Source organism: Streptosporangium sp. NPDC087985, assembly GCF_044741965.1.
GTDB lineage: Bacteria > Actinomycetota > Actinomycetes > Streptosporangiales > Streptosporangiaceae > Streptosporangium.
This window is the reverse complement of record NZ_JBIUTQ010000014.1, coordinates 12,655-28,821: the sequence shown is the minus strand read 5'-3', so window position 1 is coordinate 28,821 and position 16,167 is coordinate 12,655. Positions and strand designations below refer to the sequence as shown.

14 protein-coding genes are annotated in these 16,167 nt (G+C 69.2%); 2 read left to right on the top strand and 12 right to left on the bottom strand.

The genetic code is table 11. The features are described from left to right. Positions 1-61 precede the first annotated feature (61 nt). The 6 genes from yvcK to uvrA all read right to left on the bottom strand — a co-directional run bounded on the left by yvcK (position 62) and on the right by uvrA (position 7,865). A complete protein-coding gene (gene yvcK / locus ACIN94_RS23000; protein WP_400709320.1) occupies positions 62-997 on the bottom strand; it encodes a uridine diphosphate-N-acetylglucosamine-binding protein YvcK in 936 nt (311 codons plus the stop codon). After that, complete coding sequence (gene rapZ / locus ACIN94_RS22995) at positions 994-1,866, bottom strand: RNase adapter RapZ (protein ID WP_400709317.1); 873 nt, start codon at positions 1,864-1,866, stop codon at positions 994-996. The genes yvcK and rapZ overlap by 4 nt, the downstream gene beginning before the upstream one ends. Further along, positions 1,863-3,776 carry an excinuclease ABC subunit UvrC gene (gene uvrC, locus ACIN94_RS22990; protein ID WP_400709721.1) on the bottom strand — a complete coding sequence of 638 codons (1,914 nt, stop codon included), beginning with the start codon at positions 3,774-3,776 and terminating at the stop codon, positions 1,863-1,865. Before uvrC ends, rapZ begins: the two co-directional genes overlap by 4 nt. 133 nt (positions 3,777-3,909) lie before the next feature. Beyond that, positions 3,910-4,374: a Rieske (2Fe-2S) protein gene (locus ACIN94_RS22985; protein WP_400709314.1), complete on the bottom strand. Its 465-nt coding sequence runs from the start codon at positions 4,372-4,374 to the stop codon at positions 3,910-3,912. Between the two features lie 140 nt (positions 4,375-4,514). Further along, positions 4,515-4,940, bottom strand: a complete 426-nt coding sequence (locus ACIN94_RS22980; RefSeq protein WP_400709311.1) for a Rieske (2Fe-2S) protein — start codon at positions 4,938-4,940, stop codon at positions 4,515-4,517. A gap of 84 nt (positions 4,941-5,024) precedes the next feature. Beyond that, complete coding sequence (uvrA, locus tag ACIN94_RS22975) at positions 5,025-7,865, bottom strand: excinuclease ABC subunit UvrA (RefSeq protein ID WP_400709308.1); 2,841 nt, start codon at positions 7,863-7,865, stop codon at positions 5,025-5,027. Positions 7,866-8,149: 284 nt separating this feature from the next. Between uvrA and ACIN94_RS22970 the strand changes: the two genes are divergently transcribed. Then, the gene (locus tag ACIN94_RS22970) at positions 8,150-8,962 is read left to right on the top strand and encodes a maleylpyruvate isomerase family mycothiol-dependent enzyme (protein ID WP_400709305.1); all 813 of its coding nucleotides are present in this window, start codon (positions 8,150-8,152) and stop codon (positions 8,960-8,962) included. Further along, positions 8,959-9,600 carry an MBL fold metallo-hydrolase gene (locus tag ACIN94_RS22965; RefSeq protein ID WP_400709302.1) on the top strand — a complete coding sequence of 214 codons (642 nt, stop codon included), beginning with the start codon at positions 8,959-8,961 and terminating at the stop codon, positions 9,598-9,600. The genes ACIN94_RS22970 and ACIN94_RS22965 overlap by 4 nt, the downstream gene beginning before the upstream one ends. A 132-nt stretch (positions 9,601-9,732) precedes the next feature. On the opposite strand, the gene pssA is transcribed toward ACIN94_RS22965, so the two are convergent. The 6 genes from pssA to ACIN94_RS22935 form a co-directional block, all read right to left on the bottom strand. Continuing rightward, complete coding sequence (gene pssA, locus ACIN94_RS22960; protein WP_400709299.1) at positions 9,733-10,563, bottom strand: CDP-diacylglycerol--serine O-phosphatidyltransferase; 831 nt, start codon at positions 10,561-10,563, stop codon at positions 9,733-9,735. Further along, positions 10,550-11,197 carry a phosphatidylserine decarboxylase gene (locus ACIN94_RS22955; protein ID WP_400709296.1) on the bottom strand — a complete coding sequence of 216 codons (648 nt, stop codon included), beginning with the start codon at positions 11,195-11,197 and terminating at the stop codon, positions 10,550-10,552. The genes pssA and ACIN94_RS22955 overlap by 14 nt, the downstream gene beginning before the upstream one ends. A 129-nt stretch (positions 11,198-11,326) precedes the next feature. Beyond that, positions 11,327-12,319, bottom strand: coding sequence for a TerC family protein (locus tag ACIN94_RS22950; RefSeq protein WP_400709718.1), 993 nt, complete (start codon positions 12,317-12,319; stop codon positions 11,327-11,329). 223 nt (positions 12,320-12,542) lie between these two features. Next, on the bottom strand, positions 12,543-13,658 hold the full coding sequence (locus tag ACIN94_RS22945; protein WP_400709293.1) for a glycosyltransferase family 4 protein: 1,116 nt from the start codon (positions 13,656-13,658) through the stop codon (positions 12,543-12,545). Continuing rightward, positions 13,651-15,300, bottom strand: a complete 1,650-nt coding sequence (gene murJ, locus ACIN94_RS22940) for a murein biosynthesis integral membrane protein MurJ (RefSeq protein WP_400709290.1) — start codon at positions 15,298-15,300, stop codon at positions 13,651-13,653. The genes ACIN94_RS22945 and murJ overlap by 8 nt, the downstream gene beginning before the upstream one ends. Beyond that, on the bottom strand, positions 15,300-16,163 hold the full coding sequence (locus ACIN94_RS22935; protein WP_400709287.1) for a hypothetical protein: 864 nt from the start codon (positions 16,161-16,163) through the stop codon (positions 15,300-15,302). Before ACIN94_RS22935 ends, murJ begins: the two co-directional genes overlap by 1 nt. Positions 16,164-16,167: the final 4 nt, after the last annotated feature.

Here is a 16,167-nt window from a genome sequence, read left to right as displayed (position 1 = left end):
CGGCCCGAGATAAACCAGGCTCACAGAAGTTTCTCGCACTCCTGAGCAGCGCTGACCAGGATCAACGCTTCTCACGGAAAATCTCGTCCAGGACGGAGGCAAGACGTTGCGCATCATGCCGCGGCGAGCCGTCCCCATCGGCCACGGCGGCCAGGACGAGCCGCCCGCCGAGCTCGGCCGCCGCCTTCTCCAGCTCCCCCCGGTCCTCGGCCACCCCGGTGTCGGCGAGCACCACGTCGATCTCCAGGGAGGGCGCGTGCCGGCGCAGCACCTCCAGATGTTCCTGGGGAGAGAAACCGTCGGTCTCCCCCGGCTGCGGCGCCAGGTTCAACGCCACCAGGAGGCGTGCCTCGGTGGCGTGCAGAGCCTCGGCCAGCTGGGGCACCTTGAGATGGGGCAGCACGCTGGTGAACCACGATCCGGGGCCGAAGACCACCCAGTCGGCGTCCAGGACCGCCTGGACCGCCTCGGGGCAGGCGGGCGGATCCTCGGGAACCAGCGAGATGGCCTGGACCCGGCCGGGAGTGAGCGCGCAGGCCACCTGGCCGTGCACGGTGCTCACCCGGCCGTCCAGCTCGACCTCCGCGGCGATGTCGAGCGGCACCGAGGCCATCGGCAGCACCCGTCCGTGCGCGCCGAGCAGCCGCCCGACCCAGTCGAGCCCGGCGACCGTGTCGCCGAGCTTCTCCCACAACGCCACGATCAGCAGGTTGCCGACCGCGTGCCCGTGCAGGTCGCCCTCGCTGCGGAAACGGTGCTGGACGACCTCGCTCCAGGTCCGTCCCCACTCATCGTCACCACAGAGTGCGGCCAGGGCCATCCGCAGGTCTCCCGGCGGCAGCACGCCGAGCTCGCGGCGGAGCCGCCCGCTCGATCCCCCGTCGTCGGCCACCGTGACCACCGCCGTCACCTCGGAGGTGACCCTGCGCAGCGCCGACAGCGACGCGTACAGCCCATGCCCTCCACCCAGCGCGACGACCTTGAGACTTTCGATCACTCCCGGCCCACATCCCGGTGGCTTACCTGTACCTCCATACCACCCCGGTCCCGCAGTCGGCCACCGATCTGCTCGGCCATGGCGACACTGCGGTGCTTGCCGCCGGTGCAGCCGACGGCGAGTGTGGCATATCCCTTGCCCTCGCGGGTGTAACCGGCCGCGATGATGCCGATCACCTCCTCATAGGCGTCCAGGAGCTCCTTCGCACCCGCTTGGTTGAGAACGTACTCCCGCACCGGGGCGTCAAGTCCGTTCATCGGGCGCAGCTCCGGAACCCAGTGCGGATTGGGCAGGAACCGGCAGTCGACGACCAGGTCGGCGTCGACGGGCAGGCCGTACTTGTAGCCGAAGGAGACCACGTTGACCCGCAGGCCCGGCCGGTCCTCGCCGCCGAAGAAGGCGACGATCTTACCGCGGAGCTCGTGGACGTTGAGGTTGGAGGTGTCGATGACCAGGTCGGCGTCCGCCCGGACCTCGCGCAGGATGCCGCGCTCGCGGGCGATCCCGTCGACCAGCCTGCCGTCTCCCTGGAGCGGGTGCGGGCGGCGGACGTTCTCGAACCTGCGGACCAGCTCCTCGTCACTGGCCTCCAGGAACACCACGCGTACGGCGACGCCTCGGCCGTCGAGCTCCCCGATCGCGGCGTTCAGGTCGGTGGTGAAGGCCAGGCTGCGCACGTCGACCACCGCGGCCACCTTGTCGGCGGCCAGCTTGACCCGCCCGGCCTCCTCTGCCATGGCGAACAGCAGGCCCGGCGGCAGGTTGTCGATGACGAACCAGCCCAGGTCCTCCAATGCCTTGGCCGCCGTGCTCCGTCCCGCCCCCGACATTCCGGTGACGATGACGAACGCGGTCTCTCTTCCTTTCATGGGTTCTCCCCCTTCAACGCCGACACGATCGTCTCAGCCGTAGCGGGGCCGATCCCGGGAACCTCGCAGATCTGCGCCGCGGTTGCCTCCCGCAGCCGTTTCACCGATCCGAAGTGCTTGATCAGGGCCTGCCTGCGGGCCGGACCGAGCCCGGGAACCTCGTCCAGGGCACTTTCCTTGACGCTTTTCGACCGCTTCGAACGATGGTAGGTGATGGCGAATCGATGGGCCTCGTCACGCACACGCTGCAGGAGGTAAAGAGCCTCGCTCGCCCGGGGAAGGATTACCGGCAGGTCCTCTCCCGGGAGCCAGACCTCCTCCAGCCTCTTGGCCAGGCCGCAGACCGCCACGTCGTCCACACCCAGTCCGTCCAGCGCACGCTGGGCCGCCGCCGCCTGAGCCGGGCCGCCGTCCACGACGACCAGATTGGGCGGGTAGGCGAACTTGCGCGGCCGGCCGGTCTCCAGGTCGACGCCCGGTCCGGCCCCGGCTCCGGCGTCGAGTTCCCCGGTGGCCGAGCGCTCCTCCAGATAACGCTTGAACCGGCGCGAAATCACCTCATATATCGAGGCTACGTCACCTTCGGTGGAACGGACGGAGAACCTGCGGTATTCGCTCTTGCGGGCCAGGCCGTCCTCGAACACCACCATGGAGGCCACCACGTCGGTGCCCTGGATGTGAGAGACGTCGTAACACTCGATGCGCAGCGGTGCCTGGTCCAGGTCGAGCGCGTCGGCGACCTCCTGTAGCGCCTTGCTCCGCGCGGTCAGGTCGCTGGCCCGCTTGAGCTTGTGCTGCTTCAGCGCCTCCATGGCGTTGCGCCACACGGTCTCCAGCAGCGCCTTCTTGTCTCCGCGCTGCGGGACGCGGATCTCCACCCGGGCTCTGCGGTGCTCGCTGAGCAGCTCGGTGACCGCCTCCGCGTCGGGCGGAAGGGCGGCCACCAGCACCTCCCTGGGCAGCGCCTCGGGAGCCGCGTCGCCGTACATCTGCAGCAGGAACTGCTCGACCAGCTCGCCGGGCCCGGCCTCCTCGACCTTGTCGACCACCCAGCCGCGCTGGCCCCTGATGCGGCCGCCACGGACGTAGAACACCTGGACCGCCGCCTCCAGTGGATCCTCCGCCAGCGCGATCACGTCGCAGTCGGTGCCCTCCCCCAGCACCACCGCCTGCTTCTCCATCGCCCGCAGCAGCGCCTGGATGTCGTCGCGCAACCGGGCGGCCCTCTCGTATTCCTGGTCGGCGGCCGCCTGACGCATCTCGCGTTCCAGCCGCTTCATGAACCGGCCGGTGTTGCCCGCCATGAAGTCGCAGAAGTCATCGGCCAGCGTCCGGTGCTCCTGGGCGGTGACCCTGCCGACGCAGGGTGCCGAGCACTTGTCGATGTAGCCCAGCAGGCAGGGGCGGCCGATCTGGCCGGCGCGCCTGAACACCCCCGCCGAGCAGCTCCTGATCGGGAACACCCGCAGCAGCAGGTCGACCGTCTCCCTGATCGCCCAGGCGTGGGAGTAGGGGCCGAAGTAACGGGTGCCCTTGCGCTTGGACCCGCGCAGCACCTGGACCCGGGGGAACTCCTCCCCCATGGTGACCGCGAGATACGGATAGGACTTGTCGTCGCGGTATTTGACGTTGAACCGCGGATCGTACTGCTTGATCCAGGAGTATTCGAGCTGGAGCGCCTCGACCTCGGTGCCGACGACCGTCCAGTCGACGTCGACGGCGGTCATGAGCATGGTCTGGGTGCGCGGATGGAGGCCCGCGAAGTCGGCGAAGTAGGAGTTGAGCCGCTGGCGCAGGTTCTTGGCCTTGCCCACGTAGATGACCCGGTCATCGGCGTCCCTGAACCGGTAGACGCCGGGTGACTCGGGGATCGACCCCGGACTCGGCCGGAAACTCACCGGACCAACCACAGATCTCGCCACATGGAAAGCCTATCGGCCCGCACCGACAGGATGCCCGGGCCGGAGCCCCTACCTGGCCCGGGCTTTCGGCGCCGTGCGGTCCCCGCACCCGCCCCCGTGGTGCCGGCGCGGGGATCGGTGCTCAGGCCAGGGTGATGGAGTCGCCGTCGACCTTGATGGCCTTCTCGGCCAGAGGCTTACCGGCCGGACCGTTGGCGACGGAGCCGTCTTCGATCCTGAACCTGCTGCCGTGGCACGGACAGTTGATCGTGCCCCCCGAGACGGTGGCGACATCACACCCCTGATGGGTGCAGACAGAGGTGAAGGCCTTGAACTCCCCGGCCTTCGGCTGGGTCACCACCACCTTGGCATCTTTGAAGACCTTGCCTCCCCCCTCGGGGATGTCACCGGCCCTGGCCAGCGCCTTCGCCCCCGAGTCCGCCTCCGCGGCCGGACCCGCCCCCGGGGCGGACGGGGGTGCCGTGGGCGCGGTGGCGGGCGCGCCGTCGGCGACCGGCTCGCCGTCACCCGCGCACGCGGCCAGCACCGCCGCCATTCCCGCACCTCCCGCGCCCAGTATCACCGCACGGCGCGTCGCATCATGCATGGTCGTCCTCCAGAATCCTCATCCTCACCTTCAGACACGGCCGGCACCCCACTTCCGGTTCAGCATGTCGTATCCCCTGTCGGAAAACTGTGAGGAATGACGTCTCCGGCACGTCTGCGACCATGTCCCCGGCGACAGGATCAGACGATCACGATGCCGTCGCCGTCGACCTTCAGCGCGAACTCGACCAGCGGAGCCTCGGCCGGGCCCTTGAGGCACTTGCCGGAGTCGGCGGCGAACTCGCTGCCGTGGCAGGGGCAGCGGATGATCCCGTCCGCGATCCGGCCGACCGAGCAGCCCTTGTGCGGGCAGCTGGCGGTGAACGCCTTGAACACCCCGGCCGAGGGCTGGGTGATCACGATCTTCCATTCGGTTATGACCTTGCCGCCACCCACCGGCACGTCCGCCGTCTGGGCGATGACCTTGCCCTTGATGCCCGGCGGCACGATGCCGGGACGGGGTTCGCCGCCGGCGCAGCCAGTGAGCGCCGCCCCGCAGGCCACGACGGCCGTGGCGCCGATCACATGCCTGCGTGTGGGCATGGTGGAATCTTCACTGCTGCTCATCGCGGCCCTTCTCGCAACGTCCCCCGCCAAACCGGGCTACCCCGTCAAGGGTATTGACGGGGTAGCCCGCTTCTCCCTCCGGCCTCAGGTGCCGAGGATCTTGCGCAGGAAGCGGCCGGTGTGGCTGTCGTCGACCAGGGCGACCTCTTCGGGCGTACCGGTGGCGAGAACGCTGCCGCCTCGGGAGCCCCCCTCGGGGCCCATGTCGATCAGCCAGTCGGCGGTCTTGATCACGTCCAGGTTGTGCTCGATGACGATGACCGTGTTGCCGCCGTCGACGAGCTTGCCGAGCACGCCCAGCAGTCGCCGGATGTCCTCGAAGTGCAGGCCGGTGGTCGGCTCGTCCAGCACGTAGATCGTCCGGCCGGTGGAACGGCGCTGCAGCTCCGAGGCGAGCTTGACCCGCTGCGCCTCACCGCCGGACAGCGTCGTGGCCGGCTGGCCCAGCCGGACGTAGCCCAGGCCGACGTCGTTGAGCGTCTGGAGATAACGCTTGATGGACGGGATCGCGTCGAAGAAGCCGAGGGCCTCCTCGATCGGCATGTCGAGCACCTCGGAGATCGTCTTGCCCTTGTAGTGAACCTCCAGGGTCTCCCGGTTGTATCGCGCACCGTGACAGATCTCACACGGTACGTAGACATCCGGCAGGAAGTTCATCTCGATCTTGATGGTGCCGTCGCCCGAGCATGCCTCGCAGCGGCCGCCCTTGACGTTGAAGCTGAACCGGCCCTTCTGGTAGCCGCGGACCTTGGCCTCGGTGGTCTGCGCGAACAGGTCGCGGACCTTGTCGAAGACACCGGTGTAGGTCGCCGGGTTGGAGCGGGGGGTGCGGCCGATCGGTGACTGGTCCACGTGCACGACCTTGTCGACGAGGTCCATCCCGTTGACCCTCGAGTGACGGCCGGGGACGGTGCGCGCGCCGTTGAGCTCCTTGGCCAGGGCGTTGTAGAGGATGTCGTTGACCAGCGTGGACTTGCCGGATCCCGAGACGCCGGTGACCGCGGTGAACACTCCGAGGGGGAACTCCACGTCCACGCCCTTGAGGTTGTGCTCGCGGGCGCCCTTCACGGTGATCTGCCGTTTCCTGTCGCGCTTGCGACGTTGGGCGGGGATGGCGATGCTCTTGCGTCCGGCCAGGTAGGCGCCGGTCATCGAGTCCTCGGAGGCCAGCAGGTCCGCCACCGTGCCGGAGACGACGACCTGGCCGCCGTGCTCACCCGCGCCGGGACCGATGTCCACCACCCAGTCGGCCGCGGCGATGGTGTCCTCGTCATGCTCGACCACGATGAGCGTGTTACCCATGTCCCGCAGCCTGATCAGGGTCTCCAGCAGGCGCTGGTTGTCACGCTGGTGCAGGCCGATGGAGGGCTCGTCGAGCACGTAGAGCACGCCGACCAGACCCGAGCCGATCTGGGTGGCCAGCCGGATGCGCTGGGCCTCGCCACCGGCGAGGGTGCCCGACGCCCGGTCCATGGTCAGGTAGTCCAGGCCCACGTCGAGCAGGAAACCCATCCGGGCGTTGATCTCCTTGACCACCCGCTCGGCGATCTGCATGTCCCGGTCGGACAGTTCCAGCCCGGCCAGGAACCTCGCGCAGTCGCCGATCGACATCGCCGAGACCTCGGCGATCGAGCGGCCGTCCACCGTGACGGCCAGGGAGACGGGCTTGAGCCTGGCCCCCTTGCAGGCCGGGCAGGGGATCTCCCGCATGTAGCCTTCGTACTTCTCCCGCATGCCGTCGCTCTCGGACTCGGCATGGCGGCGCTGCACCCAGGGGATGGCCCCCTCGAAGGTGGTGTAGTAGGAGCGCTCACGGCCGTAGCGGTTGCTGTAGCGGACGTGGACCTGCTCGCCGTAGCCGTGCAGCAGGGCGTTCTGCGCCTTCTTCGGAAGCCTCTCCCACGGGGTGGTGATCGTGAATCCCATGGTGAGGCCGAGGGCCTCGACGAGGCGGATGAAGTAGTCGCTGGTGTGCCCACCGGCCCACGGGGAGATCGCGCCGTCGTCCAGCGCCTTCTCCGGGTCGGGCACGATCAGCTCGGGGTCGACCTCCATCCGCACCCCGAGGCCGGTGCACTCGGGACAGGCGCCGAAGGGCGAGTTGAAGGAGAACGAACGAGGCTCCAGCTCCTCGAACGACAGGTCGTCGTAGGGGCAGTAGAGGTGCTCGGAGTAGAAGCGCTCGCGGTTCGGGTCGTCCTCGGGGAGGTCGACGAACTCCAGCGTGATCGTGCCGCCCGAAAGCTGCAGGGCCGTCTCCACCGAGCCGGTGAGACGGCTGCGCGCGCTCTCCTTGACCGCCAGCCGGTCGACGATCACCTCGATGTCGTGCTTCTCCTGCTTCTTCAGCGTCGGCGGCTCGTCCAGCCGGACCACCGTGCCGTCGACACGCGCCCGCGCGAAACCCTTGGCCTGGAGCTGGCTGAAGAGCTCGGCGTATTCGCCCTTGCGGCCGCGGATCACCGGGGCGAGCACCTGGAAGCGGGTGCCCTCCGAAAGCTCCATCACCCGGTCGACGATCTGCTCCGGGCTCTGCCGGGCGATCGTGCGGCCGCACTGCGGGCAGTGCGGCTTGCCGATGCGCGCCCAGAGCAGCCGGAGGTAGTCGTAGACCTCGGTGATCGTGCCGACCGTCGAGCGCGGGTTACGGCTCGTCGACTTCTGGTCGATCGACACCGCGGGCGACAGCCCCTCGATGAAGTCGACGTCGGGTTTGTCCATCTGCCCGAGAAACTGGCGGGCGTACGCCGACAGCGACTCGACATAGCGGCGCTGCCCCTCGGCGAAGATGGTGTCGAAGGCCAGGCTGGACTTGCCCGAACCGGACAGTCCGGTGAAGACGATCAGAGAGTCTCGCGGCAGGTCCAGCGAGACGTCCTTGAGGTTGTGTTCGCGTGCGCCACGCACGATGAGGCGGTCAGCCACAGCAATCCCGACGTCGATGTAGAAGGTTATGAGCGGTCGCGGGAAGACTAGCGACGGGGTCCGACAATTTTTCGGAACAGCGTCCGGAGGGTCAAGGGTTTCCCCGCCGTCTCCAGACTACGGTCTCCCCACAAGTCATACAGGCCGCCTGATGTCGCAACCACATCTTCCAACCACGGGAACACGATCGTTTATGCCCTGGCCCGGCACCCTGCCCGGATGATGGAGTGGAGAGGCGACATCATCCCCGCCCGAAGGTGGGGGCTCACGTTCAAGGAGTCCTGGTGAACGTTCTGAAAGCGCTTCAGGCCGAGCTGGCCGTCTCAACCACCCGTCTGCTCGCCACCGCCGCCGGATTGTCCGACGACGACGTCGCGGCGCCCTCCCGGCTGCCCGGCTGGACCCGGGGGCATGTGCTCGCCCACATCGCGCGCAACGCCGACAGCCACGTCAACCTCGTGACATGGGCCAGAACCGGCGTCGAGACCCCGCAGTACAGCAGTACGGCGGTGCGCGACGCCATGGTCGAGGCGGGAGCCGCACGGCCCGTGAAGGAGCAGCTGGCCGACCTGGAGGAGAGCGCTGAGCGGCTGGCAGAGGCGATCGGCACGGTCCCCGCCGAGAGGTGGGCCACGATGGTCTCCGGCATGCGCCCGCCCGCCCATCCGGCCTGGTACGTGCTGGTCCGCCGGCTGCGGGAGGTCGAGATCCACCACGTTGACCTGGGGGCGGGCTACGGGTGCGCCGACTGGCCGGAGGTGTTCGTCCGCAGGGAGCTGCACGACGCGATGGTGTCCTGGCCACGCGAGCTCGGCACGGTCAGCGAGATCGTGGTCGAGGAGGTCAAGGAGGGCGACGAGCACCTTCAGGTCTGGCGAGAACTCGGATCGGGACCTGTGGTGCAGGGCGATGCCTGGACCCTGCTGGGGTGGCTGACCGGCCGCTCAGCGGGGGCGGGGCTTAGGGTGATGCCGGAGGGGACGCGTGACCACCGGGCCGCCGGAGTCGACGCCGGGCCGCTGCCCGCGCCGCCGCCGTGGCTGACCATGCCCGCGCCTCCTCACCTGCCCGCTGTCCCTCCCGAGGAGTATCCGTGACGTACACCGGTGACGTGCAGGTCGGCGGCCCCGCCGACGTGCGCGAGCTGCCCGCCCTGACGATCTCCAAGCTGGCCGTCGGCCCGTTCGACAACAACGCCTACCTGGTGCGGTGCAACGACACCGGCGACGGCGTGCTCATCGACGCCGCCGCCGACGCCGACCGGCTGCTGGCCCTGATCGGCGACCGGCCGATCAGCAAGATCGTCACCACCCATCAGCACGGCGACCACTGGCAGGCCCTGGAGCAGGTCGCCAGGGCGACGGGCGCGACGGTGATCGCGCATCCGCTCGACGCGGCCGCGCTGCCGGTTCCGGTGGATCTGGAGGTCGAACACGGCGACGAGGTCACCGTCGGTGTGGTCACACTGGAGGTGATCCACCTGCGCGGGCACACGCCGGGTTCGATCGCCCTGTACCACCCCGGCCACCTGTTCACCGGAGACTCGCTGTTCCCCGGCGGTGTCGGCAACACCAACAAGGACTCGGAACGCTTCAACCAGCTCTTCACGGACGTGTCGGAGCGCATCTTCGACCGGCTGCCCGACGAGACCTGGGTCTATCCGGGGCACGGCAGGGACACCACGTTGGGCGCCGAACGGCCCTCCCTGCCGGAGTGGCGGAAGCGCGGCTGGTAGCCATCTGCCGTCGCACGGCCGGCGCGCGATGCGTCAGCCGTGCGGATCGGCCCGTGAACGTCCCTCTGCGCCGGCCGTACGGGCATCGGCACACGACGGTCCGCGTCGGAGGCCGTGTGTCGACCGTGCTCGTCAGGTGAGGCTCTCGGACTCCCTGCGCTCCCTGCGCTTCTCCCTCTTGAACATCAGGACGCGCAGCGGGATCGCGGCCACGATGGTCACCTGCATGACGGCGCCGACCTTGATCAGCGTGTCGCCGCCGGCCAGTCCCGCGGCCCAGATGGTCAGGCAGGCGACGTTGATCATCATCCAGGCGAGCACCGCGGCGGCCAGGTTGCCCGTGGGCTTGGGGTATTCGATCCGGCTCACCATGAGGTAGGCCACACCGAAGATCGGCAGCAGGGTCACGACCGACGGCGGGAACAGCAGCACGATCGAGACCACCGTCATGGCGCCCATCGGGATGGGCAGCCCCATGAAGTCACCGCTCTTGGTCTTCACACAGGCGAAGCGGGCCAGCCGGACGACGCCGGTCAGCAGCACCGACGCGGCGGCGACCATCACCAGCGGGAACGGCACCGTATGCGTGAAGCCACCCCAGATGACCACCATGAAGGCGGGGGCGAAGCCGAAGCTGATCACATCGGCCAGGTTGTCCAGCTCGGCTCCCATGGCCGAGGCGCGGAACTTCCGGGCCACCAGGCCGTCGAACAGGTCGCAGGTGGCACCGATCAGGAGCAGCACCACCGCGGTGCCGAAGAACTGGGGGACAGCCGCGAACTTCCCGCCCGTCTGCAGCTGGTTGATCGCCGACCAGGCCAGCACACAGACGGCGAGGAAGCCACACAGGGCGTTGCCGAGGGAGAGGGAGTCCGCCGCCGAGAGCCGGAACGCCTTGCCGACGGGCCCCCGGGGCTCGTCGTCCGTCTCATCCAGTGGCCAGCTCGCGTCAGCCGTGGTCAAGTCCGGTCACCCCCGCGACGGTCCGCTGCCCGACCGACACGGCAGGAGCGATTCCCTCGGGAAGGTAGAGGTCCACGCGCGAGCCGAACCGGATGAGACCGATCCTTTCAGCCTTGGCCACCTTCGTCCCCGGCGTCACATAGGGCACGATGCGACGTGCGACCGCACCGGCGATCTGGACCAGCTCGATGTCGCCGAGCGCGGAGTCCAGGTGCCAGACGACCCGCTCGTTCTTGTCGCTGTCCTTGTTGAAGGCGGGCAGGAACCCTCCGGCCACGTGCTCCACCGAGGTGACCGTACCGGCCAGCGGCGCACGGTTGACGTGCACGTTGAGGGGGCTCATGAAGATGGCCACCCTCGTGCGGCCGTCCGGCCAGGGATCGATGCTCTGCACCACTCCGTCGGCGGGCGACAGGATCCGGGCGGGACCCGGCGTACGCTCGGGGTCGCGGAAGAACCAGAGCATGCCACCCGTGAGCGCGGTCAGGGGAGCCGCCGCCAGCGCCCAGCGCCGGTCACGGCGGCTGAGCAGCGAGGTCGCTGCGGCGGCGGCCACGGTCGGGAGCAGCCACGGGGAGACGCCACGTGCCAGCCGTATCCGGCCTGGCTGATGGCTTGCAGAATCGTGGGACACGGGGAACCTTTTGTCATGTCTTGCGGCATTAGACCGGCATGTCTACCTACCTTGAGGCAGGATGCTACCCATCTTCTCTGCCCTTATATGGCGCAACCAGACAAGCAAAGCCTCTCACGTCCCGATCCGCTAGCCCTCTGTACCACTCGCGGAGGGGGTGATTCCCTTGCTTTCGCGTCCGTCGCGACGGATCTTGATCAGACTGGTCACAGTAGTGATCACCATAGTGACGCCGATGATCGACAGCGACAGCCAGATCGGCACCTCAGGTGCCCAGGACACGCCACTGGAGTGCAGCGCCTCGAGAATCAGCTTAACCCCGATAAAACTCAGGATGACCGCAAGACCGTAGCTCAGATAGACCAGGCGCTGCAGCAGACCGCCCAGCAGGAAGTAGAGCTGGCGCAGCCCCATCAGGGCGAACGCGTTGGCACTGAAGACGATGAAGGCGTCGGTCGTGAGCCCGAAGATCGCGGGAATCGAGTCGAGCGCGAACAGCAGGTCGGTGGTGCCGATGGCGACCATCACGATCAGCAGGGGGGTGACCATGCGCTTGCCGTCGACCTTAACGGTGATCTTGGAGCCCACATAGTCGTCGGTATGCGGCAGCATCCGCCGCGCCCAGCGCAGGACCGCGTTCTCCGTGAACTCGCTCTCGTCCTGACCGTGCTGGCGGATGATCTGTACCGCGGTGTAGATCAGGAACAGGCCGAAGACGTAGAACAGCCACCCGAAGCTGGCCAGCGCGGCGGCCCCGACGGCAATGAAGGCACCGCGCATGAACAGAGCCATCAGGACGCCGACCAACAGCACCCTGTGCTGATGGATCTTCGGTACCGCGAAGCGGGTCATGATGATGTAGAAGACGAAAAGGTTGTCGACGCTCAGGCTGTACTCGGTGATGTAGCCGGCGAAGAACTGGCCTGCGGGGGTCGGCCCGACGAGGATCCACAAGCCGATGCCGAAGACGACGGCGAGCGTGATGTAGAAGCTGACCCAGTAACCCGCCTGCTTCAGGGAGAACTCGCGGGGCCCACCCCGGTCAACGATCCAGAGGTCCAGGGCGAGGACGACGATCAGACCGACGATGACAGAAGTCCAGGCCCAAAAAGGAACAACCACGATCAACAACCCTCCGGCGGCACGCAAAAATGACTGCCGAAGGTCTCTCCCGCCCGCGGAAACATGGCGCGGACCGACAGCCCCGGGGGCCTCGTGGAGCGAGGCAGCACCGTGATGACGAGACTGTCACGAAGGGATACTCCCCTCCTAACCCCGCCAGTATAGGTATGAGGACTGGCTACGCCTAATCAGACAATCAGGCATAATCCAATGTTCCTGCACCTCACCGGACCCGTGAGATGCCGCCGTACACCGCCAGTACGGCATCCAGCGCCTGCTCCTGCCCGGGCAGCTCGCCGCCCCGCCTGGCCGCCGCCTCGGCCAGGGCCCTGGCGAGGTCGTCGTCGGCGAGCACCCTCCCCACCGCCTCGCGCATCGCGGCAACGTCCCCGTACGGCACCAGGAGCCCTGCCTCCCCCACCATCGACGGGATACCCCCCACCGCGGTGGCGATCACCGGTGTCCCCGCCCGCAGCGCCTCCTGCACGTTGAGCGGCTGCCCCTCCCACCGGCTGGGCACCAGCAGGGCTCGCGCGACCCCGAGCAGGTCCACGACGTCCTCACGGTTACCCAGGAGCCGCACCGGCAGGTTCTCCCTGTCGATGCGTCCCTGCAACTCCTCGCGCAACGGGCCGTCCCCGGCGACCAGGAACACCGCCCGGACCGCGGGTTCGGCCGGCCCGCGACCCGGACCGAGAGTGGCGGCGACGTCGAGCAGGACCTCCAGGCCCTTCTGCTGGGCGAGCCTGGCGATCGTCAGGAGGACGGGCCTGTCCCCCGTACCGAGCTCGGCGCGGACCTCCTCCGGCAGGCGCCCGGACGGCACCAGCGCGGGCGCGGGGACGACGGCCGCCTCGACGTACCCGGCGCCCAGCCCCGCCATCCGCTCCCCCAGATCGGGAGAGACCACCAGGATCCGATCGGCGCGGCGGGCGACGATCCGCTCCAGGATCCCGTAGACCGCGCCGATCGCACCGCCCGCGGTGGCCGCGTTGTGAAGAGTCACCACCAGGCCGGTCCGGGTTCCGGTCAGGGCGAGCGCGGCCAGCGCCCCGGCCCGCAGCCCGTGAGCGTGTACGGCGTGCGCCCCGCGTAGCGCCCGCAGGGCACGCACCGCGCGCAGGTCTCCGCGCAGACGAGGCCGATCCGAGATCGGCACCGGCACGAACCGCGCTCCGAGCCGGCCGAACCCGAAGGCCTCCTCGGTATCCGGCGGCCCAGCCACGACCACCTGGTGCCCCCTTCGCACCAGCCCTCCGGCCAGCATGGCCACATGCCGTCCCACCCCGCCCGTGCTGGTCCCCAGCACGAACGCCAGTCGTGTATCCGAGTCAGCCACTGGAACGGCTCCCTTCTGGAATGGGCACCCGCTTGAACCGTCCCAGCAGCGCCCTGGCATCCGGCCGGTCGATCATCGCGGCCACGGTCGCGAACGCCACCGAGCCGGCTACCGCGGCGCCCGTCCCGACCGCCACACACATCCACCGTGACACATCGCCGAAGGCCGTGACCACGGCCAGCCCGGTCCCGTAGGCGGCGGCCGCACCGAGCACGGCCGCCAGCAGCGCCCGCCACGTTCCCTCCAGCGCCGCCGCGCCTACGGCTCTGAGCACCGCGAGCACCAGCAGGACCCCGCCGACGGTCATGCCCACGGTGCTGCCCAGCGCGAGCTGTCCCACGACGTCCGGCGGAGCCTGGGCGGCGTGGGCCAGCAGAATCTGGGACAGCAAAGCGATACCCCATCCCGCCACCGAGGCGGCCGCCGCCGGCCTGCCCCGGCCGTGGGCATACAGGACCCGCGCGAGGTGAAGCATCAACGCGTATCCCACCAGGCCCGGCGCGAACAGCGCGACGGCTCTGGCCATCTCCGTGGGCTCCCCGCCCGGTGTGCCCTCCAGGAACACCCGGGACACGGGCATGGCGACCGCCGCCATCACCCCGGCCGCCAGCCCCGTCACCAGCAGGATCGCCCGCGTGGCGGAGGAGGCCAGGCTGTCGAAACCGGCCCGGTCGCCGTCGGAGGCCCGGGCGGACAGCACCGGGAACGAACTGGTGGCGATCGGCACCACGAGCACCGCGAAGGGGAGCTGGTAGAGCGCCCAGGCATAGGTGTAGACCCCCGTCGCCCCCGCCCCGCCCAGATTGTTGGCCAGGCGGACCACGACGGTCAGCGTGAGCTGCTGGGTGATCAGCACGGCGATCCCCGCGGTGGCCAGTCGCCGCGCCCGGGCCGCGACACCCGGCGGGAAGGACAGCGAGGGCCGCAGCCGCAGCCTGAGCCGCGCCACCGGGCCGACCACGGTGAGCACCATCGCCGCGGCGGCGACCGTCGCACCGAGGGAGAGCGTCAACTGCCCCGCCGTCGAGAGATTCGACAGGTCATCGGCGGCTCCGTTCCCGACCGGTTCGAACAGCAGGTAGGAGACCACGATGAGCAGGCTGGAGACCAGCGGCGCCAGGGCGGGCCCCATGAACCGCCGGTGAGCCTGGAGCACGCCGTACAGGACCACCGCGACGCCGAAGAAGATCATCCGAGGGGCGAACACGACGAGCATGCTGGTACCGACCTCGACGACCTGGGCCACATCACACATGTCGGGGTTGCCGGTCAGCAGTGTGACGATCGGCCCGGCGAACGCGGCGATGAGCAGGGTCAGCGGCACCAGGACGATCATCACCCAGCTGAGCAGCGCCGACGTGGTCCAGCCGACCTCCGCCCTGGCCTCGGGATCGGTATCGGCCCGGGACGCCGCGGAGGCCAGCACCGGCACCACCATCCCGGCCAGCGCGCCACCGGCCACCAGCTCGAAGACGATGTTGGGCACATAGTTGGCAGTGTTGTAGGAGGTGCTCAGGCAGAGGTTGCCGACGGTCTCCGACTGGACGAGATAGCGGCCGAAGCCGACGAACCGGGCCGCCACGGTCACGATCCCGATGAGGAGTGCCGCCCCGGCGATCCCCTGCCCGATCTTTTTGATCATCAGTTGACGGGTGCCTGCTCCACGGGACGACGGCCGAGCATGTCGATGCGGTTGAGCACGGGGTGACCGGCGATGACCCTGGTGAAGCTGACCTTCTCCGAGGCCGCGGTCAGCGCGACCACGGTGCCGAGCACGGCCAGGCGACCGGGGCGGCCGAGGGTGAGGGAGGCGGCCAGGCCGAGCAGCGCGCCCAGCGCGTTCGCCCCCGCGTCACCCAGCATCGCTCGCTCGCCGAGGTCTTCGGGCAGGAGCGCGACCGCCGCGCCGATCGGCAGCGCGGCCAGCGTGGCCGAGACCGGAGCGTTCCGGTAGAGGCCCACGGCGAGCAGGGGTGCGCCGGCGAGCAGGCCGACCTTGATGGCACGGCCCGGGCGCAGGTCAAAGAGGTTGGCCAGGTTGGCGCCCCCCGCGACCAGCACGCCGTTGACCACGGTGTCGACAGGACCGCGGGAGGTCAGCGCGGCGGCGGCCAGACCCGTCACCCCGATGCCCATGATCTTCACGGCACCGCTGGTCACCTCGCCCTTGGCCAGAGCGCTCAGGTGACCTTTGAAGCCCTTGGACGACGTCGTGCCGTACAGGTCGTCGTAGGCCCCGAGACCACCGCCGCCGGCCACGGCCAGCAGGACGGCCGCGCGGACCCTGCCGGGCAGCCCCGGAACCGCGGCAGCGGCCGCACCGGCACCCGCGACGAAGGCCGGCCCCTCAAGCAAGGTGATCGGCTCACCCCGGTGGTTGGTCCGGTTCCAGGTCTCGGCGTCTCCGACCGGCGGCCTGCGGGTGAAGGCGGTATAGGCGGCACGGGCGGCCACCGCGCCGAGAAAGGCGCCGGCCAGAGCTCCGAGAAAAGCGCGACGGGCCATCGGG

What these genes read in the sequence shown, in the direction of transcription:
- rapZ (WP_400709317.1), bottom strand. Translation starts at nt 1,866, where the DNA reads ATGAAAGGAAGAGAGACCGCGTTCGTCATCGTCACCGGAATGTCGGGG.
- ACIN94_RS22985 (WP_400709314.1), bottom strand. Translation starts at nt 4,374, where the DNA reads ATGCATGATGCGACGCGCCGTGCGGTGATACTGGGCGCGGGAGGTGCG.
- ACIN94_RS22980 (WP_400709311.1), bottom strand. Translation starts at nt 4,940, where the DNA reads ATGAGCAGCAGTGAAGATTCCACCATGCCCACACGCAGGCATGTGATC.
- murJ (WP_400709290.1), bottom strand. Translation starts at nt 15,300, where the DNA reads ATGATCAAAAAGATCGGGCAGGGGATCGCCGGGGCGGCACTCCTCATC.
- ACIN94_RS22935 (WP_400709287.1), bottom strand. Translation starts at nt 16,163, where the DNA reads ATGGCCCGTCGCGCTTTTCTCGGAGCTCTGGCCGGCGCCTTTCTCGGC.